Source organism: Sulfurovum sp. AR (assembly GCF_000296775.1).
GTDB lineage: Bacteria > Campylobacterota > Campylobacteria > Campylobacterales > Sulfurovaceae > Sulfurovum > Sulfurovum xiamenensis.
Map to the genome: position 1 here is coordinate 170,309 of NZ_AJLE01000002.1, position 22,197 is coordinate 192,505.

The 22,197-nt window shown below is 38.8% G+C and carries 22 protein-coding genes; 10 read left to right on the forward strand and 12 right to left on the reverse strand.

Annotated elements, in window-relative coordinates:
- The first annotated feature begins 42 nt into the window (after positions 1-42).
- Positions 43-468 (forward strand): hypothetical protein, encoded by a 426-nt coding sequence (locus tag SULAR_RS02480; protein ID WP_008242660.1) that lies wholly within the window; start codon positions 43-45, stop codon positions 466-468.
- Positions 469-479: 11 nt separating this feature from the next.
- Here the strand turns inward: SULAR_RS02480 and SULAR_RS02485 are convergent, their stop codons facing one another.
- Positions 480-1,505 carry an aldo/keto reductase gene (locus tag SULAR_RS02485; protein WP_008242662.1) on the reverse strand — a complete coding sequence of 342 codons (1,026 nt, stop codon included), beginning with the start codon at positions 1,503-1,505 and terminating at the stop codon, positions 480-482.
- Positions 1,506-1,763: 258 nt separating this feature from the next.
- Here SULAR_RS02485 and SULAR_RS02490 point away from each other — a divergent pair, with 258 nt between their 5' ends.
- Together SULAR_RS02490 and SULAR_RS02495 are read left to right on the forward strand one after the other, a co-directional pair.
- Positions 1,764-4,700, forward strand: coding sequence for a hypothetical protein (locus SULAR_RS02490; protein WP_081501822.1), 2,937 nt, complete (start codon positions 1,764-1,766; stop codon positions 4,698-4,700).
- 180 nt (positions 4,701-4,880) lie between these two features.
- Positions 4,881-5,648: a hypothetical protein gene (locus SULAR_RS02495; protein ID WP_008242665.1), complete on the forward strand. Its 768-nt coding sequence runs from the start codon at positions 4,881-4,883 to the stop codon at positions 5,646-5,648.
- Here SULAR_RS02495 and SULAR_RS10835 read toward each other — a convergent pair.
- A complete protein-coding gene (locus SULAR_RS10835) occupies positions 5,641-6,780 on the reverse strand; it encodes a GGDEF domain-containing protein (RefSeq protein ID WP_008242667.1) in 1,140 nt (379 codons plus the stop codon). The two genes, SULAR_RS02495 and SULAR_RS10835, sit on opposite strands and share 8 nt — an antisense overlap.
- A gap of 171 nt (positions 6,781-6,951) precedes the next feature.
- On the opposite strand from SULAR_RS10835, the gene SULAR_RS02505 reads away from it, so the two are divergent.
- The 4 genes from SULAR_RS02505 to SULAR_RS02520 all read left to right on the forward strand — a co-directional run bounded on the left by SULAR_RS02505 (position 6,952) and on the right by SULAR_RS02520 (position 10,068).
- The gene (locus SULAR_RS02505) at positions 6,952-7,392 is read left to right on the forward strand and encodes a hypothetical protein (RefSeq protein ID WP_008242669.1); all 441 of its coding nucleotides are present in this window, start codon (positions 6,952-6,954) and stop codon (positions 7,390-7,392) included.
- A gap of 756 nt (positions 7,393-8,148) precedes the next feature.
- Entirely contained in the window at positions 8,149-8,802 is a 654-nt protein-coding gene (locus SULAR_RS02510) for a TetR/AcrR family transcriptional regulator (RefSeq protein ID WP_008242670.1), read from the forward strand.
- A gap of 29 nt (positions 8,803-8,831) precedes the next feature.
- On the forward strand, positions 8,832-9,440 hold the full coding sequence (locus SULAR_RS02515) for a class I SAM-dependent methyltransferase (RefSeq protein ID WP_008242671.1): 609 nt from the start codon (positions 8,832-8,834) through the stop codon (positions 9,438-9,440).
- A 16-nt stretch (positions 9,441-9,456) separates the two neighbouring features.
- Positions 9,457-10,068 (forward strand): DUF2238 domain-containing protein, encoded by a 612-nt coding sequence (locus tag SULAR_RS02520; RefSeq protein WP_008242674.1) that lies wholly within the window; start codon positions 9,457-9,459, stop codon positions 10,066-10,068.
- Positions 10,069-10,107: 39 nt separating this feature from the next.
- Here the strand turns inward: SULAR_RS02520 and SULAR_RS02525 are convergent, their stop codons facing one another.
- Positions 10,108-11,643, reverse strand: a complete 1,536-nt coding sequence (locus SULAR_RS02525) for a cache domain-containing protein (protein ID WP_081501824.1) — start codon at positions 11,641-11,643, stop codon at positions 10,108-10,110.
- A gap of 324 nt (positions 11,644-11,967) precedes the next feature.
- Here SULAR_RS02525 and SULAR_RS02530 point away from each other — a divergent pair, with 324 nt between their 5' ends.
- Positions 11,968-12,420 carry a hypothetical protein gene (locus SULAR_RS02530; protein WP_008242678.1) on the forward strand — a complete coding sequence of 151 codons (453 nt, stop codon included), beginning with the start codon at positions 11,968-11,970 and terminating at the stop codon, positions 12,418-12,420.
- Positions 12,421-12,809: 389 nt separating this feature from the next.
- Here the strand turns inward: SULAR_RS02530 and SULAR_RS02535 are convergent, their stop codons facing one another.
- From SULAR_RS02535 to SULAR_RS02550, 4 genes are all read right to left on the reverse strand, one after another.
- Positions 12,810-13,382, reverse strand: coding sequence for a DUF3365 domain-containing protein (locus SULAR_RS02535; RefSeq protein ID WP_008242680.1), 573 nt, complete (start codon positions 13,380-13,382; stop codon positions 12,810-12,812).
- Positions 13,383-13,420: 38 nt separating this feature from the next.
- Complete coding sequence (locus SULAR_RS02540; RefSeq protein WP_008242682.1) at positions 13,421-14,356, reverse strand: class I SAM-dependent methyltransferase; 936 nt, start codon at positions 14,354-14,356, stop codon at positions 13,421-13,423.
- 222 nt (positions 14,357-14,578) lie between these two features.
- A complete protein-coding gene (locus SULAR_RS02545) occupies positions 14,579-14,872 on the reverse strand; it encodes an EF-hand domain-containing protein (RefSeq protein WP_008242684.1) in 294 nt (97 codons plus the stop codon).
- A 200-nt stretch (positions 14,873-15,072) separates the two neighbouring features.
- On the reverse strand, positions 15,073-15,723 hold the full coding sequence (locus SULAR_RS02550) for an EF-hand domain-containing protein (RefSeq protein ID WP_008242686.1): 651 nt from the start codon (positions 15,721-15,723) through the stop codon (positions 15,073-15,075).
- Between the two features lie 148 nt (positions 15,724-15,871).
- Here SULAR_RS02550 and SULAR_RS02555 point away from each other — a divergent pair, with 148 nt between their 5' ends.
- Complete coding sequence (locus SULAR_RS02555; protein WP_008242688.1) at positions 15,872-17,107, forward strand: NAD(P)/FAD-dependent oxidoreductase; 1,236 nt, start codon at positions 15,872-15,874, stop codon at positions 17,105-17,107.
- Between the two features lie 241 nt (positions 17,108-17,348).
- On the opposite strand, the gene SULAR_RS02560 is transcribed toward SULAR_RS02555, so the two are convergent.
- The 5 genes from SULAR_RS02560 to SULAR_RS02575 all read right to left on the reverse strand — a co-directional run bounded on the left by SULAR_RS02560 (position 17,349) and on the right by SULAR_RS02575 (position 20,795).
- The gene (locus tag SULAR_RS02560) at positions 17,349-18,854 is read right to left on the reverse strand and encodes a DUF2254 family protein (protein ID WP_008242690.1); all 1,506 of its coding nucleotides are present in this window, start codon (positions 18,852-18,854) and stop codon (positions 17,349-17,351) included.
- A 346-nt stretch (positions 18,855-19,200) separates the two neighbouring features.
- A complete protein-coding gene (locus SULAR_RS02565; RefSeq protein ID WP_037999891.1) occupies positions 19,201-19,422 on the reverse strand; it encodes a YMGG-like glycine zipper-containing protein in 222 nt (73 codons plus the stop codon).
- Between the two features lie 150 nt (positions 19,423-19,572).
- Positions 19,573-19,794: a hypothetical protein gene (locus SULAR_RS02570; RefSeq protein ID WP_008242692.1), complete on the reverse strand. Its 222-nt coding sequence runs from the start codon at positions 19,792-19,794 to the stop codon at positions 19,573-19,575.
- A gap of 89 nt (positions 19,795-19,883) precedes the next feature.
- The gene (locus SULAR_RS11100) at positions 19,884-20,033 is read right to left on the reverse strand and encodes a lmo0937 family membrane protein (protein ID WP_008242693.1); all 150 of its coding nucleotides are present in this window, start codon (positions 20,031-20,033) and stop codon (positions 19,884-19,886) included.
- Between the two features lie 306 nt (positions 20,034-20,339).
- Positions 20,340-20,795, reverse strand: a complete 456-nt coding sequence (locus SULAR_RS02575) for a hypothetical protein (RefSeq protein WP_008242694.1) — start codon at positions 20,793-20,795, stop codon at positions 20,340-20,342.
- Positions 20,796-21,180: 385 nt separating this feature from the next.
- Here SULAR_RS02575 and SULAR_RS02580 point away from each other — a divergent pair, with 385 nt between their 5' ends.
- On the forward strand, positions 21,181-22,185 hold the full coding sequence (locus tag SULAR_RS02580; RefSeq protein ID WP_008242695.1) for an endonuclease/exonuclease/phosphatase family protein: 1,005 nt from the start codon (positions 21,181-21,183) through the stop codon (positions 22,183-22,185).
- Positions 22,186-22,197: the final 12 nt, after the last annotated feature.

Below are 22,197 nucleotides of genomic sequence, written 5' to 3' on the forward strand. Positions count from 1 at the left end.
ATGGTAAAATATACTATTTACTAAAAACAGAAGGTCAGAGTGATGAAAATAATGAAATATATACTATTTGCACTGCTTTTACTCGGATTATGGATCACAGAACCTTTATGGTGGAAATCCAATACTAATCCAAGTACATTGCCAGTTGATGTTCAGATTCTTAATGAGGAGGAGAAACCAAAAACTAAAGTTGTTTCTTTAGAAGCAAAAAATGAAATGGAGTTAGAAATAAAATTTGGTCCAAAACCTTATGGCAAATACAGTACGGGTGTTCCTTCTGAAGTCTATGAATATTGGAATAATACACTTCAATATCCGGATTCTTTGGAAGAAGAAAGATGCGGTCCGATCAGAGCAGGTGAGAAAGGTTGGACTACTGTCTGCCGATATAGAGCAAAAAATAGTGCTGGAACTTTAGAATTAATGCAGGATACTTTCATTATTAACAATGGTAAAGCTTCTAAATAAATAGAGATACTTTAGCCCATAGGGTAGAGTATCTCTTCATGTACTTTGTCACACGCGCTTAAAATTTCATCACTGAGTGTAAGGTTAATCGCTGCAAGTGAGGCATCAAGTTGCTCTGAATGGGTTGCTCCTATGATGGTGGAAGCTACAAAATCAAACTGTTTTGACCATGCTGTAGCGAGTGTGACCGGGTGCAGTCCCGCATCAGCTGCTATTTTTAAGTATTTCTGGGTGGATGCCAATGTCTTGACGTTCATGAAACGTTGTGCCATCAGTCGTTGTCTTTGGTTAGGGGACTTGAGGTATGTTGCAAATCTTCCTTTTGCATCTTCAGGTTTGAGTCCCTGGTTGTATTTTCCTGAGAGTACGCCTCCTGCCAGCGGTGAGTAGGGGAGTAGTGAAACCTGTTCTTTTTCACAAAGTGTGGAAAGCTCATCTAAAAATCTACGGTTTAACATAGAAAAATTGTTCTGTATAGACTCAAATCGTGCCAATTCTTTATATTGGGAAGTCATCAGTGCTTTACTGGTGCCGTATGCAGTGTCATTGGAAGTCCCTATATAACGTACTTTTCCTGATTTTACCAGCCTGTCAAAAGCTTCTAATGACTCTTCTATAGGAACGATAGTATCTGGCCAATGCATCTGATAAAGGTCTATATAGTCTGTTTTTAACCGTTTCAAGCTTCCTTCTATGGCACGTTCAATGTGAAATCTGTCGATAGAGGTCATTCCATGACGGATAGGAGGTACAAACCAGCCGCTTGCAGCCCCTGCAACTTTGGTAGCCAGGATGATGGAATCACGTTCTTTTGTTTTCATCCATTCTCCTACCCACTCTTCTGTGATTCCTGCAAGTTTTGCATCAGGTGGAACAGGGTAGAGTTCAGCGGTGTCATAAAAATTGACACCATGATGATAGGCTTTATCCATGATGGCAAAGGCTTCTTTTTTGTCACACTGTGTTCCAAAGGTCATAGTTCCCATACAGATGGGTGAAACACGAAGTCCGGTTTTTCCTATGTATCTATATTCCATACTGATCCTTGTAAAATGTAGTATTAAATCATAGCTTAAGTTTTCTAAGGCTTTGGTCTCTTGTTTTTCTTCCTGTCTGAATATGTTTCGGAGGGGATAACAGATTAACTATTTGTTAATGAATAATGAATAGCATATATTATATGGATATATGTTTTTCCATAATCTTATATTAAAGGTGGGAGTTAAAATGAGAAAAATTTTAAATAAAAAAATTTAAAAATCACGGGTGTATTAAGTGCTGCTTTAATTAGCGGTATGGTTTATATGACCGGCTGTGGCGGTGGTGGCGGTGGTGGCGGCACCGGAAGCCTAAGTAAATGTAGCACCCCTATAGACGCCTCTTTTACAGATGGATTTGCGGGACAGACACGGATAGGTGGTGCGACGACAAGTGCAGAACTACTCAATGTTGCTGATTCTAATTGGACGCTTTATAACACTGCGAATGAACTGCATGCCACTATGGTTGATAATCCTGAAAGTAATAGTAGCTTGGAAGTAGAAGGTTATATTCATGATATAGAAATTGTAAAATACGGAGGTAATAATAACACCTATGCGTTGTTAGCCATGGGAGAAGAGGGGATCGGTGTGGTTGATGTCACAAACCCTGCTGCTATGGTACAAAGGACAGACCTTAGTGTGAAGGTTAATTACGAAAAGACAGGTATTACTATTGCTGAAGGTAGTGGAAGTCTTGCTGATATTAATATCTCCAGTAGCCGTGCACCTATTAGTTCACTTGCTGTTTATAATGAAGGAACTGACGTCAATCCATCCTGGCAGTTGATCATTGGTGATGAAGGCTATGGTTTGCACAAGACAGCCTTGGATAATCTCTTCAACCATATACTTTGTCCAGATGATAATGCTACCTTACTTATTAATAGTGAAGTATATACCTTGCAGTATGCGGGTGAAAATCCATGGGGTGGTCCAAAGAGTTTAACACTATATGGGGAAGGTACCAGTACTAGACTATTTGTAGCCCAAGGCTTTCTTGGAATGGGGATCTACGATCCTGTAAATTTAGTAAAGGTTGGACAATATAATCTCTATACAGATGCAACTGAGAACAATAATGGTGAGGACTGGTTCTATGATATGGATATTTCAGCTATAGCATCTACAGATATTTGTACGGGAATGCCAGATTTCAATCAAGCCAGTGATGAGATTAATGGTACGACTCCAACACCATGGGCTGATTTCGAGTTCTACGGAAAATATTACTATGATGCGCGAAATGTAGAAGTGGCTACAGTTGGAGCCAATACTTATGCCTATATTGCCTATGGTTTGGCTGGTCTAGTAGCTGTAGATGTTTCTAACTACAATACAACTACCGCTGCATGTGGGAATACAGGTACGTACCTAGGATATGTCCCTGCAATGCCGGTAAAAGGACCAACGGATAGACTGATCGGGAATCAGGATGGTTCTACCGTCTTCTCACGTGCGGGGGCTGGTATGCTTCAAGATGCGGGTGTTGTAGATGTAAAAGTTGATACAAAAATAGATCCAACCAAAGTGTTCTTTACGGACCATTTTGGTGGACTGATGGTGGTTGACCATGCTGAAGATCCTGTAACATTTTGGAAAGAAGGTACTGGTGACTGGGGTGCAGTTAATGATACAGATCCTGGAACAGAACATGTACCTTCTTATGATTTTGTTACCTCTTATAATATGACTCCTGATCCGCTTGGTGGCGATGAGGCACTTCCGACGTTCACTACTGATGCACCGATCCTCTTATCAACTGGTGAAGTAGGCGGTCATGGTAATGCCTTGGCTCTTATGGATAGCATGGATCTAAATAATACTAATACTTCACCAGCCGATGTAGTTATGGCAGCAGGAGCAGGTGGTCTTAACTTTATTGACTTGTATGATGGACCAGCAGTAACACAGTATGACTTCAATGTAACGGACTACTTAGCAACGACGAATGAAATTGGTGCAGCGCCAGTTGGATTGGATGCACCAGCGATCAGTGTGGGTCATGCTGCAGGTGTCGGGACTTATGACAATATTCTCTACCTTGCCGACGGTCCACATGGTATGATGGCCTGGAAAGTAGCAGATGAAAGTTGTAACAACATTGATACAGACCTAGTGAGACTTGTGGGCAATACACTGCAAAGTGAAAGTGTAATAGGAGACATTAATCCGACACCGCATGCAGATGAAGTAGTAGTTACCAATGATGGAGTGACAAAGTCAGCAATGGTAGCATCTCTGAGTGTGGGACTCCGACGTGTGAATGTCGATGTGCTGGGTACAGATGGTGCTCCAGAGCTACTCTATCCAACTGCAGGAGACATTTACGAGCACAGCATTGAAGAAACCAAACTTGGAAATATTTCCTATGAAGATAGGATTTATGACGTTGAAGTGAAAGAAAATTTGGCATATACAGCAGATGGTCTTAGCGGTGTAACTGTATACAACTTAGATGAAACACCTGATGGTAGTAATGCTGCTATCATTGTTGATAATATTAAAGGAACAGGTGGTGATCGTATCAATAATGCAACAGGTATAGCGTTGTCAGGTAATTATGCATTCGTTGCCGGTGGTGCTACAGGGATTACCGTCATCGATATTAGTGATCCGAGTAATTTGTCAATTATTAAAACATTCCAGCCTATCAAGTGGGAGGATCTAGAGTTAGATCCTAAGGCTCACAATGCAGATGGTGTAGCGGTGGATGTAACGATTTTGGATGGTTTTGCCTTCTTTACCTATGATAGCTTTGGTGTTTTAGCCTATAGGATATCGGACTTGATCGATCCTAATTATCAAAATCCAGATGATGTTAGTCGACCTGGTGCACCATCACAAAACCGTCCGAATGCAGTAGGCTATTTCAAGATACAGAATACTGCAACATATACAACCAGTCTAGTTGCTGATTTTTCAGATTGGGGCGGTGGTGCTGCTGGAATAGATGCGATTAGTGCCACAAATGGTAAAAAGATCATCTATATAGCTTATGGAAATGCTGGGGTTGTAAAACTTGACTGGTCTAATCTATGGACAAGTCCAGCGCCTGCAACTTCTTATGAGACAATAGATCCAATCTTGGAGCAACATGCCAATACATCCGGTAAGGCAACGGATGTAGTTGTCTGGAATGGGCGTGTCTATGTAGCAGATGGTGCCGGTGGTTTGGTACTATTGAAATAAAAATCTTATAATATTTCCTTTTTGGAAGATCAGAGGGTACCTTCTTTGATGAAGGTACTACCCCTGACTACTTTAAATCTACACATATTTTCATTCGGTATACTACTTTAAAAAGATCCTAGGAAACAAATAGTATCGAAATACAATTATAGTAACGTACACATAAAAAGGATACTTTATATGCAAGATAAATATGTAGCAGATGTCGGGGACTTTGGAAAGTTTCATCTTTTTCGTTATCTGTTCAATCATCAAGAGAGTCCGATGCATGGAAAGGAACTTGCACAGATATGGTTCATGCATGAAGGTGAGGGGGAAAAGAATAATGACGGTAGACATATAGACTATTTTGACCGTATGACAGGGTGTGATGAATACCTGGAAGGTTCTCTACGAAACCTTATTATGAGAGATAAACGTGAAGTGAGAGAATTGGAGTCTTTAGCATTACTCCCCAATGCAAAGTATTTTTATGAAAAAGTTCCCAAGTCTTTACAAGAGCGTACTATCTGGCTAAACACGGCCCTGACATTTTCAAGTAAAGTACCAGTAGTAGCTGTCGAACCAGACAATGGTATGGCTCTTAAGTGCAATAGGAAAGAACAACGTTTTGAGTTTCTTACCTTGGAAGCGCATCATGGACAAAAATCCTCTTCTCAGAAGTATATTTTTGCAGAGGAAGTCAGTTCTTTTTATCGATTGTCTTCTGTTGAAGTTTGTATCGTTTACCAGCATTTAAGTCGTTGCTTTGCACATAATGGTCAGATAGAGTCTCTCTTATATGATTTACAAAAAAAGTATTTTCACGTTATAGCTATCAAACACAAGCCTTATTCCCCTCGTGCCTTTTTCTTTATATGCAAATCAGAGGATATTAAAGAGAGTATAGAGCGAAGACTCGATAAGTTTACTATTGAATTTTCCGAATTTTGGGAACTCTTTAGATAGAAAAATTGAGTATTTCAGCCTGCTCTGATGTCTGTGGGCAATCTATATCATTCTCTGAAAATGATGCACAACATGTCCGGTTTCTTCCTTCTTTTTTGGCTTTGTAAAGTGCCATATCAGAACGAGAAAACATATCACTAAATGAAGTGTCTGTTGCATTATTTTGGGCGATTCCAATAGAAGTTCGTACAGACACGTTATAACCTTCATAGTGAACAGTGACATTTTCAACTGCTTTACGAATTTTTTCAGCCAAAGTATAAGCATCTTTTTTATCTATTTGAGATAGAAGTATCGCAAATTCTTCACCACCTATACGGGAAAATATGTCACTTTTTCTTAATAGGTTTTTGACAGTTTGAACAAAACATATCAATAATTGATCGCCTGTCTGATGACCGTATGTATCATTGACCTTTTTAAAGTGGTCCAAGTCCAGTAACAGAAGTGTCAAACTCAAATGATCCTGCTGTGCTGTTTTAAAATAGTGTTCGGAAATTTGATTGAACATACGTCTATTCATAATACCTGTCAGGTAATCTGTAGAAGCCAATACACTTAAACTGCTGTTTTGCTGTTTTAAACTGGTTTCATAATTGATGATTTTATTGGTATATATAAAGGATAAAAAGCTTCCTATGATCAGCCCCAAAATAGCTGAATGAATAGCTACATCTGATAGATGCAGATCGATAGTGAAATTGGCGATCAGTATAATTGCTATAGAAGATAGTGTATAGAGTAGTCCACTTATTTTTCCATTGATCATATAGGCAACAAAAATCAACAGATAGAACCATATGATCCTAAACTCATCTTGTGGTACAAAAATAAGTGCTGATGTAAATGTGATCAATGAGATCACAAGTAGAGCGTGTGATGCAGCTGTATCATTTTGTTTGGAGAGTCTGAGAAAGAATATAAGCATCAGTGTCAGTAAACTATACATATAATTTACTTTGGTATGAATAGGGCCTATATCATTCATACCTAAGTCACTCAGTAAAGCAAAAAGAAGAGAAAAAAAAGCGACAATGATCAAAATAGAATTCAGCATTTTAAATTTAAACTGTAGAAGGTTTTCCTCACCCGTAAACTTAAAACCACTTTGTAAAAAATTGTTCATATTCATGCTTTTGCCTCTTCCCTTATCAAATAATAGCATATTTCCATAAGAATTATCTACTACAGTATGTGTCAAAAGAAGAAGAGATAGATGAGGTATATACGTGAGTATAGTTATATTGAAATAAAAATAAAATCCATTAACCTTATTAGACTATGATATGTGAAAGGATTTTTAATGCATAAACAAAACTTTATCACTTTGACACTGATCATTTCAGGATTGGCCTTGAATCCAGTGATGGCAAATGCAGTATTCACTACGGTTACCTATAACCAAAATATAAACGATTCTGTTTCATCGGGTATTTCATCATTATTATATAGTAGGGGATTGGAGAAAGAGGCAGCAGATGAAATCACTGAAAACCTTGTCAGTGAAGAAGTGGAAGATCTACTGAAAGGACTTATAGAAGATCTTGAGAGTGAAAAGATTGTAAGTAGAAAAGAAGTTTTGGAGTATTTGAGTACAAAGGCTTTACACAAAGAAAATGTTGATTTTCATTCCTATGATCATCTGGTAGGTATGGTTTCAAAGATCAAACAACGATCTTTAGAAAATAAAACATTAAAACAACTTCAAAAGATGGCGCAAAACAATAAATACATATTTGTGTAGAGATACACAAATACTATATGTTATGGAGTAATAATATACTTTGGTTAACATAATATAAATTCTATCAAAAAAGTAAATCTCTTCTCTCTCATGAATTAGAGCAAAGGTTAAATGGTTTTTGAAAAAGTCATTTTTATAAAAATCGGTAGATGTGTATCTATGTATAAAATTTCTTATATCAGAACTTTTATATTGTGTTGTATGAAAAATGAAAAAAATGGTTATACACAGATTTTAATGTATTCAAAATTTAACCGATCTTATAATATGTATCTGATTAGATTTTTTTAACCAAGAGATATAATATAGTTAGAAATTTAACACACCTCATTTTTCAATCAATCCAAACATAATACAAAATGAAATGATCAAAACCCCAAGATACTTTTTTGTGAATGAGGAATAATAAAATATTCACACAAATGTATTAAAAAGTTATCTTCTCAAGATGATCTAGGGTAATTCACAAGAGAATTCTAATATTTATTAGTATTAGTAAGATGAAATACTCCTTCCCGTTTCCAAAAGAAAACATATATCTGTTTCATGTCATTCAAAGTACCGTATATAGGGGCGATGATGGATTATATATGAACAAGTGTTCATTGTAAGAATCAGTTTAGGGTAAATAAAAGAACATTTGTTCATTTATAATTTATGTAATAAAATTAAATATGAACGTTTGTTCTTTTATGTTGAATATCTCTACTTGACAAATGAACACTTGTTCACTATAATGTCACTAAAGGAGCCACAATGAACGAGCAGAGCGTTAGTTCTTCCCCTACTAAAGGAAGTAAAACCAAAGATAAAATACTCAAAATATCCCTGAAACTCTTTTCTACTAAAGGATATAAGGCAACAACGGTTAGAGATATCGCTGGTGCTATGGATATGAAACAAAGTGCACTTTATAACCACTTTAAGAACAAGGATGAGATCCTTGAAACACTGGTAAGTGAGCTTACCTCTTCTGCAATAGTGACTATATTTAGCGATAAAGAGGCCTCAGAGCTTCATAAACAAGGAAAGTCTTTGTTAATGTCTATTGCCACTACTTTTAAGCTTATAGGCTTTGACGGGCAAAATGAGGCACTTTTAAAGCTATTGATGCAGGAGATCTATAGAAATGAGCGTATCAGGGAGATCTATAACGAGTATTTCTACCAGGAGAACGTTAAAAAGCTCTCAAGCATCTTCTTTATGATGATGCAGGATGAGATGATCAAGTCCTCGGACCCTCTTTTACTGGCAAATGAGTTCATTTCTCCCCTATTTTTTTATCAGATGCAGGTTTCTTTGCTAAAATTAGATAAAAAATCGACCTCTTCAGTCGTCTCAATGTTCGAGAAACATGTAGATTTCTTCTGGGATAATATAAAACTGGAAAAACAAGAGACCCTATTTTAGGGAAATACTAAATAATATTAAGGATTAGAATGGAAACAAAAGTGGATCATTTCGCTGAAAAATCAAAAACGTGGGATATGAACAGCAAACGCGTACAGAATGCACAAGGCATAGCCGAACTAATAGTAAATAATATTAAACTGGATAAATCTATGGAACTTATGGATTTTGGTGCAGGAACGGGGCTTTTAAGTTACTTTGTCGCCCCCTATGTAGAGAAAATCGTGGCTGTAGACAACTCCCCTTCTATGCTTCGAGAATTTCAAAGTAAATGCGGTCAATTCTCATGTAATACTGAAGTAATAGAGAAGGATCTGAGTACTGATACACTTGAACGAAAGTTTGATGGAATCATTTCATCCATGACGATCCACCATTTGGAAGATATTCCTGCCCTCTTCTCAAAATTCTATAAGATGCTGGATGAGCATGGCTTTATTGCTATTGCTGATCTGGATAGTGAAGATGGCACTTTCCATAGTGACAATGAAGGTGTCTTTCATTACGGTTTTGATCGACATTTGCTTGCAGAGTACGCTCAAAAAGCAGGATTCAAGGATGTGACCTTCAGTTTAGCCAATAAAATATCTAAACCACATGCCGAATTCACTGTTTTTTTAATGACAGCAAAGAAATAATATTAGAGAATATTAAATGAAATATCTTTGGTTAGGTATCTTTATACCTGTTTTAATATGGTCTGCAGCTTTACCTAAAGATCCATTTACATGGTTTTTAGAAGTGTTACCGGTTTTCATAGGTTTGGTCATTTTACTTTTAACCTATAAAAAGTTTCCGTTAACTTCCCTACTCTATACACTTATATTAATTCATATGATAATTTTGATGGTGGGAGGACATTATACTTATGCTGAAGTCCCTCTGTTTGACTGGATCAAAGAGGTTTTTGACCAAAATCGGAACAATTATGACAAGGTAGGTCATTTTGCACAGGGATTCATCCCTGCCATACTCGCCAGAGAGATACTGATACGTAAACATATCGTACTAGGCAGTAAAATATGGCTAAATACCATCATTGTAAGCCTTGTTTTGGCATTTTCAGCCTTGTATGAACTTATAGAATGGTGGGTGGCTCTTGCTATTGGTGAAGATGCTGAAGCCTTCCTGGGAACACAGGGATATATGTGGGATACACAGTCAGATATGGGATATGCACTATTTGGAGCGATCATGGCGCTTATAATACTTTCTAGGGTCCATGACAAACAGTTAGACTTATTATCGCGGAGTCAAACTGCTTGAGCGTTAGGCGCAGTCCTGCCCCACGGAACTGTGGCAGTGCTACTTCTTCTCATATGGGCGATAGGCTAGAACGACCCGCCATTCACGGTTGTGGAGTCTCACACTCTGCCAGATAGCATTTTTGATGGCCTTTTTGTTGGACTCGGGTGAAAGATAGATATAGCTCCCTTCCCCTGCTGGATCAGAGACAATCTTCTTGCTGAGTTTTAGCAGGTTTCCGTAGCCTGCATAGATAGGATCGCTGAAAAGCATCCTACCGATCTCTCCCTTATCCTGATCGTAGAGTATCATACTGTCTGGCTGCATAATCCAGAGTTCATAATCATCGGGGATCGTGGTTTTCTTAAGCAGAGAATCGACCAGCAGTTCAGGGCGGATCAAGAGGTTGATAGAGCCTGAGAATCTCTTCTTATTGTCGTAGATTGGACGGGATACGACCACTGCCGTAAAATGTTCGACGGCTGTAAATCCGCTGCTGAGCAGTGGTTCAGGTTTTTTCAGCATGGCCTTGATATGCTTCTGGGAACTTATGTCCGTATTCTCGAAGTTCTTGTATTCACGTGGCTCTACCAGTCGCATTATTCCCTTCGCATCGATAAAAGAGGCTTCGACAATATCGGAGCTCTCATCAAGAAGGGTGTTGAGAAGTCTTCTGATCTCACTTTCTTTTTTGACATCCACCCTACTTTTCTCGATCAATGTTGCCAGTGATTCGTCAATATGGTTCAAACGGTTTTGCAGATCGGGTACAAAGCGATCGAGCGAAAGTTTAAGTTGTGGTGGAGTCACTGCTTTTGCCCCCTCAATCTTGGCAAGGAACATCCACCATTCCATATTTTGCAGTTTCTGGTAATATCCGTGACGGAGGTTGTCCAGCTCATACTGCACGGGTCCGCTTTCCGTTTTTATTGCTTCTGAAATGGCATCATGCAGTGATTCACTCCCCTGTGTGAGAGCATTCATAAAGATAAAATCACTGTCGTTGTCAAGCATCATCATCCCCTCTGAGTTCAGGACAAACCAGGTGTAGTCATAGGGTAAATCAAATTCGCGGTTGAGTTTATCATGCAGCTCATCCAGGAAGATCGAGGCACCAAGTGCACCTGTCACTTTACCATCTGTCGCTATGGGAGCAGCCATCAGAGCTGATTTCTTCCCGGAAGAACGGCTGTAGATAGGATAACCCATCACTGTGTTGTCGGCAAAGAGCGACTTAAAATAACCCCGGTTGCTCAGATTTAGATTGGTGTAGTCAAGTGTTACAGTGTAGTAGTTGCCATCGGGCAGAACATAGAAATAGACCCCCGGCGTAACTTCTTTTAGCTGTTTCAGGTAGTCTTTGATCCCTTCCCAATCGCCGTTTTTAGCCTCAGGAGTAGAGGCGATCAGTTCAAGAGACGATAGTGTATTCATTAACACAGTATCCAGATAGTTCGATGCCGCGTTGAGTGTGGTTTTTGGAACTGCTGTCTGCTGGATTGGAACAGCTTCTGCTGCCAAAGATGCGTTTGCCAAGATGCAAATAAACAGTGTTGAAATGATCTTTTTCATTTTTTCTCCTTCAATCTCTCTCATAACAAAACATTTATGGCCTGTCACTTATTCTCTAGAAACATCATTGAACGATTTAATGTATAACTAACTTATTCTAGCATATTTTTTACTTCAAAATTCAGGTATAAATTTTGAGGTCATTCGATAGCTAAAATTTTTTAGAAACTTACTTTAGAACTATTGTAGTACCTGTACTTTTATCTCACTTAGATGATGTACAGCTGAGAACTAGTGCCTTGAGATGAATATAGAGGAAAATTTGATTCAAGATTACTTTTTCACAAATGCTTCATGCATTTTTTGTATAATTAAATGATAATAACTCACATAAATAAAGGATCTTACATGAAAAAAGCATTTTTGACCGTTGGTACATTAGCATTTTTAGCTTCCCCTTCACTATTTGCAGTAGATGCTATAAAAACACAAACAACGCTTCAAACACAACAAATGTTACAAAATGGTGCAGGTATGGGTGGTAAAAAACAATATAAACATCTATACAAACATCAATATGAGTATCAGGGTACTAACAGTAAACAGCAAGGTGCAGGAACGGGTCAGGGTAAAGGGAATATGACAGGTGGTATGGGTCAAGGCAAAGGCCAAGGTAATATGTCTGGTCAAGGTAAAGGCCAAAGGAATATGACAGGTGGTATGGGTCAAGGTAAAGGCCAAGGGAATATGTCAGGTATGGGCCAAGGCAATAGAGGTGGAAAAGGTATGCAAGGGAATGGTGGTAAAAAAGGTGGAAATGGTATGAGAGGCGGTAAAGGCGGTGGTGGAGGAAAACGGTAATAATATCAGTCTGATACACCTTTCTACATTTATCACACAGCGGCTCTAAGGGTGTTTCTTTAAGAGATGCCCTTTTTTTACTTAGTGATTATATTGTATAAAAGTAACAATAAACAGGTTGAATAGACCCATTAACATCATAGTTATCACAAATGATTTTTCATGTTTTTTCCAACGATTGACATTTATTACTGTTAATAGTACTTTTTTCATTTTCACCCTTCCCCGATTCTTCATTGAAAATATAACATTTTGATGTCATATTTATGTAACATAAATATGAACTATTTGAAATAAAGTGTCAATTGCTAGAGAAGGATATGAATGGATATTATAGTAGTATCACCTTATGGCAGAAAGATGGGTGACATCTTCCTGTCAGGTTTGTTTTAACGTTTTTTGATCTCTGAAACGATGACTCCCCTAAATGCACCTAAAGTGTAGTGACTCGCATTCTCATCAGGATATGATTCATGTATCACTGCTTGTATCTCAGGAGAGATGTTCTCACCGTGACACTTGAGACATGCTGTTTCTGCTATCAATGGTTTATAGTAACGTGTGGCTTCTTTGGTGTTCACTTTTCTTACCATCATCGCTGTGGCTCTTTTATTTTGGATTGAATCCTCAATCTCTTTCATGATTTCAATATCTTTTGTATCAGGCTTATTGATACTATTTCTTGTTCTCAGAGAAGTTCTTCTTACTTTGGCATAGTCCGGTAGCTGTGTATTGACTTCATTGGTAATAAGTTGTGCTTGTGCTGTACAAAAACCAATGGCACTCAAACCACTCGGATCCGCCTGAAGTTGTGCTTTCAGTTGACTTTTAAGTGTCCCTCCAAGCATCTTGATATACTTGATACCTTCTTGTGTTTGACTTAGAGCTTGCGTACCATGGTTCTGTGATGCATGTATACCTGCAGTACACACTAAAGATGCAATAAATAGTTGTAATTTCATAGAGATACCTTTTAGTTTGGGATATTTTTAAATTCTACTCAAATAATCTTTGTGGCAGTTAAAAAAATATACTGCTTCCCTGTCAGTGTGACTCTGAACTTCTTCTGCTGCAGGTACTTTTTGCAAAAAATGATATCATTAAAAAGCAGTGACATTTCACTCATTGCATAATTGGGTGCCTTGGCCCCATAGATCATCTCTCCACCTATCCATCTACTGTTTGGAAAACCTAAGATGATAGCGGCATCTTTTTCAAGATAGTTTTGCACCAATGACATAAAAAAAGGCTTGAAATTGATACTTGGACTTTGCAATGTTCCTATGCTTACAAGTAGATCGAATTTCCCTAGATTTAAACGCTCTAAGACATTGATATCATGTGTATGAAATGTCACATTCTCTTCAGGAAAACATTTTTCAGCATAGGTAATAGCAGATTTTGAGTGGTCAATACCTACAAGCTTCATTTTTTCATAGGTGAGTGTATCTAAACTATTTTTGATGATCTTGAACTCATCTCCTGTATTGATACCAAGGTTCAGGATTGATCTTCTTTGAGTGAGCCTGGCATTTTTCAGGGCTTGAGTATAGTAGTAAAGAAATGCTGGCTCTTCCATTTTTTGTATTTGAGAAAAATGTGACTCCACACCATATTTCTCTTCTTTGGAACTTGGGGATTCACTATGAAAAGAGCGTTGTGTCTCTAGCTTTTTAAAATGGAGTTTTACTAGAGGATAGGTACTTTTTGTAGGAGTCATCATTTTGCACATTAAAAGTTCTGCCAGGTCTGTCCATGATTTGTAGCCCCGATAAACATAGCTTTCTCCTGCTATCTCTAATATCTTACCGGCATACCCTTCTCCAAGATCTGGATCAACTGTTTCAAAGCTGATATATTCCCCTGCTTCACATGCCTTTGACTTTACACTGAGTATTGTGAGGATATCTTGCATTGATTGGGTGGTAAATATCAAATGAATACTCCGTATTTGAATATAATATTATTTAGTATTAGGGTAATGTTGGCTTGTAATGGTGTATTTTATCATAGATGTTTGAAAGGTGAGTTTGTATGTTATATGATGACCCATTTCCACAAAAAGTGGGAATGGGTTGGACAAGCATCAATTATATATCTCGTCTCTTCATTGACTCTAGACTGTTTCTTGTCTCCTTATAGCTATAGATTTCTCTTGTTAGCCAAAGGTGACACAGGCTTGAGTATGATGTATCGTTTTATGTAAAAGAAACTCTTTTCTACTGATAGCGCCATCGTTATCGGCATCTATCTCTGTAAATGAATGGGCTTCTCCTGCATTCTTAAGCATTCGACCTTCTGCGGCCCTCTGTTCCATACGAATAGTACGGGCTTTTTCCAATTCACTTTGGGTGATCTTGCCATCATTGTTAAGATCAAATTCGGAAAACCTAGGTTGATCTATAGCCCATACACCCGAAGCGAACAGTGCTATGATTATTAGCTTTTTCATGGTTTTTTCCTATGAAATTGGATTTATTTTCTCTGTATCAGAAAATTATCCTACTCTATCACTTTAGTGTGTAAAGTATGTGTATTGAAGAGGATAATATGGTAAAAGATATTGAAGAAAATATTGTTTATATCTGCTATTCCCACCACTCTGTGGGAATAAACAGTATATATATCTATTAAAATGTAGAAGTGTTAAGATTAGGGACAATTTCCTGACGGACAATTTCCTCTGTTTTTCATTCTCTGAGTTTGGTGTACATTGAATTCCTCCTGGCTGATGACTCCATCCTTATTAGTATCGATCTCTGCAAAGCTGGATGCATTTCTCATCATACTTTTTCTTTGTCCCATACCTGTGCTTGGACAATTTCCAGTACATTTTTTCATCTGTTCTGTTTGATGTATCTGGAACTCTTCTTTGTTTAATGCACCGTCGTTGTTTTTATCCATATCGGAAAATGCCGGAGCCTTTCCTGCATTTCTCAACATTTTACCCTCTTTGGCTTTCTGGCTCATACGTTTTGCACGTGCTTCTTCCAATTCGCTTTGGGTGATCTTGCCATCATTGTTAAGATCATATTCTTCAAACGTTGGCTGCATAATATGTTTACAACAGTTACGCTTACTCGTCATACCCATACCTTTCCCCATACCGTTTGTCCTCATATATTTTTGTCGTTCTTCAGGAGTCATACTCTGCATACGTTTTTGCATCTCTTGCTGGAAAGCAGGACGATCATCCACAGGTACACTTCCTCGCATGTTCATCATCTCTTCTGTACTCATATTGGAAAAATCTGCAGCCCACGCTACTGAAGCCAATAGTCCAATCATTATTATATTTTTCATTTATTTGTTCCTTTCATTCCTTGGGTTTGTTTTTTTCTATTAGAATGTGACAATATTGTACTCTATTTTATATGTATTATTTGTGAAATTGATGAGGGGTTTATGCGATTTTTTGTTATGATGTTGATTATTTTAGAAGGAATCTTCAGTGTCAAAGTATGATCTCATCGTAGTAGGTTCCGGGGCAGCAGGTATGATGGCTGCCATTACTGCTGCACGTGCAGGCAACTCTGTACTGCTTTTGGAAAAACTCTCCAAGATAGGCGCAAAACTCAAAGCCACAGGTGGTGGACGCTGCAACCTGACCAACACACTTTCAAATGAAGATTTTATGGCACGTTTTGGACGGGACGGACGTTTTATGACCCCCGCTCTGGAAGCTTTGGACCATAAAGCACTGATGACATTTTTTAAAGAGATTGGTGTGGAGAGCCATGCTCCCGATGGATATAGGGTTTTCCCTGTAACCCATAGCTCTTCTACGATCATACATGCAATGGAAAAGGAGATGCAACACCTTGGTGTAAAAGTATTGTGCTCACAAAAAGTTGAGACATTGGAGCATGATGGTGAGAAGGTTACCGGTGTTAAGACAGTTACAGATACATTCATAGGTGATAATATTGTGATCGCTACAGGCGGGTTGGGTTATCCTGTATTGGGAGCTGAGGGTGACGGTTACCCCATAGCAAAATCTGTAGGACATAAAGTAACCGATCTCTACCCTGCTATGATGCCACTTAAAACAAAAGAGACCTGGGTAGAAAACTGTAGGGCAGATACCATTGCAAAGGTCGCTATGCATGTTAATATGAAAAAATATAAAAGACTCTCTGCCAAAGGAGATCTCATCTTTACCAAAGGTGGTATACGCGGTCCGGTGGTCCTTGATTTCTCCAGAGAGATCACTCCTCTTTTGAGTAAATTTGATGAAGTGCCTATACTCGCAAACTTTACCAAAGGGATGAATGAAGAGCAGATCCGTGACCATTTCAAGCAGGAACTGCTCAAAGATCCTCACCGTAACACACTACAACTGCTTCAAACCCTCCTTCCTGAGTCTGTCAGTTTGGAACTCTGCAAACTTGCTGAAGTTGACCCTGCTCTGGCTTTGGGTAAGCAGGCGGGTTCGGCAAGAGATAGACTCATCAGACTTCTGGCATGGACGCCGCTTACCATAAATGGACATGATGGTTTTAAAATGGCTATGATCACCCGTGGGGGCATCCATCTCAAGGAGATTGATCCTTATACCATGCAAAGTAAGAAAATAAAGGGACTCTATTTCTGCGGGGAGATCATGAATCTTGATGGCCCCTGCGGCGGATATAATCTACAATGGTCATTTGCCAGTGGATATTTGGCAGGTATGTTAAGATCATAGAACATTAAAATGTCTCAATGTGTAAGCCTCTCCAAGAAGAAAATAGGAAACCTTATAAAATTATATATTTTATAAGGTTTTGAAAATAAGACTATTAGAAGAAGTCTTAAATTATCTCTAAATTCTGGTTTATATAGATTACAGTTTCTGCTTTGAACTGTAATGTCCACACTGAAATTTGCTAAATGGGCTTTACGTGGCAGTTTCCTGTTCGGTATCACAACACTATTCTTTCTCTTCCTCAACGCTCAAAGAAAGCGGCTTTGAGTGCTTCGCGCACCTCCGACAGCCGCCTTGCGAACCGATCGCGATCATGTTTGGATTCGATGCTGCGATCGGCCAGATCGGCAATATACTGCACCTGTTCGTCGAGTGCGCGTAAGTGACTCAGTCTAACCGTGCGACTGGCGATGGTACCGATGGCGCTGAGCATTCGCGCCATAATGGCGACGTTGCCTGTGGCACTAGCCCGAATCTGATCGAACGCCTCAGCCAACATACCCTCAAAGGTTGGAACGATGGCGATCAGGCGCAACGTTTCTCCCTCGTAACGGTTCGATGGCGGGAATTGCCGACAAGATAGCGAGGTCAGAATCGCTGTCAAATAATCCACACACATCACCGCCGTCGAGGTGTCATTAACACCGGGCGAAAGTGCCTTTAAGGCCATATCCACAATTTGCCTGATACCGAAAGCAGGATCTTGTTCAACCGTACGATGACGATTAATACTATAAGCCTCATTCAGGGTAGCAATCGTCTCCTGATCTGGTGGGTACGTCAGGGCGAGTGATACCAGTGCAGTATCTTGCACAACGAACGCTCCGATGCCGTGCTCCATCCGCACAATAGTTCTCCTGTCCTTCGCCAGGCTCAGGATAGCGTCATGATCTACGTTTTGTATATAGCCGCTCACCTTTGCCGGGACCGCGTACCAGGTTTTCTCATCCAGAGATGGAAGGAGTCGCTCGTTTTTTTCATCCTCGGCTTTATCGGCGGTGGTGTCCCGTTTTTCCGGGAACAACCGACTAATGGATGCGTTGGTTTCATGCGCAACAGAGGCTATAATGCTGGAAGCCTGAATCGACGAGGCGATGTGATGAATGAAAAAAATGAGGACGGCAATGCCAGAAAACACCAGAACAAATGCGAAAAATACCGCTAGGCTAGGCACAAATGGCGCATCGCCAGTGCGTATAGCGTGCATCACAATCAAACAATAGACAAAAATTCCTGCAAAGGTCCCCAGCGTGACCTGTGTGACATGACTGCGCATGAAGTTCCGCAGAATGCGAGAGGTGTATTGGCTCGAAGCCAGCGCAAGTGCCAGCAGAGTCATGGAGAACGTGATGCCCATAACGGTCATCATCGAACCGGCAAGCGTTGATAACATATCGCGCGCGCCATCCGCCCCGACCCCAAATATCCGTGGCCACTGGGACAGCCATTGGTCACTCACGGAGTAGTCTATTTGAATCAACACTACCGCGTAAACAACGCTGCTTAGGACGATCAAAAAAGGTAAAAACCAGAAGCTCGATCGTAGATTAGCCCAAAACTGTATTAACTTATTCATGATAAGGTATGTGCCAACAACAAAACTGACAGCGCCAGTAATGTAGAATGTCATTATCTTCTCTGTATCTGAACCTGTCGTTATTTGTGAACCGACAAAACCAGATAATTGATACCCCCATAATGCAAGGCCAAGACCTATAGCCACTAGACCAATACCAATAATTTTCATTGTAGTTCCTGAAGCCATTGTTATGTTAAACCCCCATCGTTGAAAGAGACTAAATATTTTTATATCGTAGCTAACAGTTTAATTAACGAGACCCATTGTCTCATAATACATTCTTATACCTATAGTGTACCTAAAAATTTACTTGTTATTAAGATCACCATCTCTTATCTTTTGTGTTGAATATGTAAACATAAGCTACTCAAATATGACGTAATGTTCTATTCACAATAAAAAAGATTTGATTTAAAAATTTAAGTAGATCGTATTGTAGAGTAATTCTATTATGCGTTAGATCGGAGAACTTGGATTAGAATCTAGTTCTCCTGATTGTTAAAAGGGTGTTTATCTATTTTGTGTCTTCGTAATATCCAACACCCGCACCTATAGCTGTACCAACGGCTGCTGATTTAAGTACTGAACGTCCAGATACGGCACCAACTACTGCTCCAGTACCGGCTCCGATCAGAGCACCTTTTTGTGTTTTTGGGCCAGGCTGAGCACATCCCGACATCAATCCTACAACTGAAACAGCAACTAACATCTTTTTAAAGTTTATACTTTTCATCATTGTTCTCCTATTAGTTTAGATTAACTTATTATATCATTAATTTTTCTTCATTATCAAATCTTGAGTAAGTTATGTAGTCAGTCTTTAATTTCATTTTGGCTAACTATCAAATGAATGCCTGATCTACCTACTTATTCAAAAATACTCTATTTAGCTTCGTCTGTTTCCAAAAAGCAAGATCAATCCACCTAATACTATGGCACCAGCACCAGCCCAAACTGGAATCTGTACCGTCTGTTTTTCTTCTACCGTCATCTCGACTGGTCCTACCTTGATCGCATCTGTATCCTTAGTGTAGCTGAAACTGCTGTACGCTAAACCTAATGCACCGGCTATGATCAGTATGATCCCAAAAATTTTGATTGCATTCATTTTACTTCCTTTTTGATTTGATTCCCTGCCAGATACAAGTAACTAAAAAATAGAAACCAGGTGTTCTGTGCAGAGCTATTTTTGACTCTTTAGAGTATACGACGACCTTGAATAACACGAATCACAATCACCACAATTGCGATGACTAGAAGAATATGGATGAATCCGCCCATAGTATATGAGCTGACAAGCCCAAGAGCCCAAAGTATAATTAGAATAATTGCAATCGTTTCAAGCATTTTATTTTCCTTTTTTTATAGAATATTATGAAAGTGTGTATTGCCTGTGTAGTGAATTCTAGTGAGTAAACTAGATGAGTCGTAGTATAGGCGTAGCAAGACGAAATAATTTTGCTCAGACCGTTGGTTAGGGTTTTGTTTTTTATGGCTGTCTTCCTAGATCAGTTAACTTTGGTTCACATTTCTAGTATATGACCAATAATACCTTTAAAAAAAACACCAAAATCTTTCTCTGAGGGGGTTGACCTTATTTTTTAGAAGAGTTAATATAACTCCTGGTTGCCAATAATAGTTTAACAGCTGTTATCATTTTTCTTCTTGTGTCATTTTCTGGTAAGCACCCAAACCGATGACTAGCATCACAGCAGTTAATAGTAAAAAGGTTGGATACACCAATAAACTGATATCTTTTTTCGCTGCGGAAAAAACGAATACCAAAGCCTCAAGCGTGACGGCGATAATAATAATGATAAGAAATTTGACTAAGATCACTCTCTGTTTCTGAACCGTCTCTTCGCCATGGACTTTGAACACTTCCTCCTCCATCAAAAATCTCGACACATCAAAGATGGCTGTTCCAATCACAATGAAGCCGACTGCATCTAGAAGGGCTTTGGTAAGTAACATTTTCTCGTGCAGTGAAGCCCAAATATCATAGAGCGCATAAACAATCATCGTGAGGCTGATAATTCCAAGTGATAAACTGATAAGACCATACACGGTTCGACTAATTCTTTCAGTAATAAGTTTTGAGGTATTCATAATGACTCCTTGGTCTTGATTTGTATCTTAACTCATCATTATTTATTAACGGAATACAATGTCTGATTATAACGTAATATTTGCATTAGGAGTCAATTAAAAGTGCTCCCTAATTTATCAAATAAACCATCAAAAGGAAAATTACTCCTTCCATTGAAGAGTTAAAAATATGTAAATAAATATATTTCTAAAATGGTTAACTGATTCAAAACGTTATAATCTAACATATTTTATAACGTTTCTCGCTGTAGCGACGTTTGCAAGGTAAAATATTTTTCCCTCCAATAGAAAACCTTATAAAAAGTTCTAAAATGTGATGTTTTATAATGAAAATCATACAAAAAACCATATAGTGTAATTTCCAATAAAAGTGTATACTTCCATCATGAAACTTAGAGTAGGTACCTTTAACCTTTATCAATTTGTCGAGCCGCCTTTTGCATGCTATACACGCAAAGGCAAGTACAACCAAAGACAGTGGCTTGAAAAAACGTTGTGGATAAAAAAGCAAATACTTCGTATGGATTGTGACATCATAGGGTTTCAAGAGGTCTTCTCTAAAAAGGTCTTGGAGACACTTGTAAAAGAGTTGGGCTTTGAGTACTTTGCAACCGTCGATGATGCTAAGCTAAGTGAAACAACACCACATAAATACACAACTACCACCGTTGCCATAGCCTCCAAACACCCTATATCAAACATACAAGGTGTTAATCTACATGCTCCCAGTCTGGAAAAGCACCATTTTAAAGATGAGTTTGCATTTTCCAGAGTCCCCATAAAAGCAACGCTCTCACTGCCAAACGGGCAAGCGCTTTTGGTCTACGTATGCCATCTTAAATCAAACAGGCTAAACGCGTTTGAATATGTTTTTAAAAAAGAGGATACCTTGGCACAGAAAAAAGAGCGTGTCTTTAAACTATTGGAAGAGAAGCGATCTAGCGCCCTAAAGCAGAGATTGTGTGAGGCATCTTCACTGTTCTATGACATTCAAAGTTCACGACATACACCTGCCCTGCTCTTGTGTGACCTGAACGATAAGGAGTATTCCCTGACCATTGAAGCACTCACCAACCCGTCCTACCATGATGATACAAGTGAGGATACTCCTCTTTTATATGATGCAAGTTACCAATACAAAGAAAAGGTATATAACCCTCACCCGGAACAAAAAAAGCCAAAACGAACACCTACGAGTTACTTTAAAAACAAGGGGAATGTGCTTGATTATATTTTTATTTCAGAGCATTTTCACAAAGAGAACTCACAAAAGGTAGGAACAGTCACCGACTACCATGTTTTGGATGCGCACTTACAAACATATAAAGATGGCTCCCTCATCCAAAGTGACCATGCACAGGTGGTGTGTGAGTTGACTTTGGATGCCTAAATGTAGTTCCTA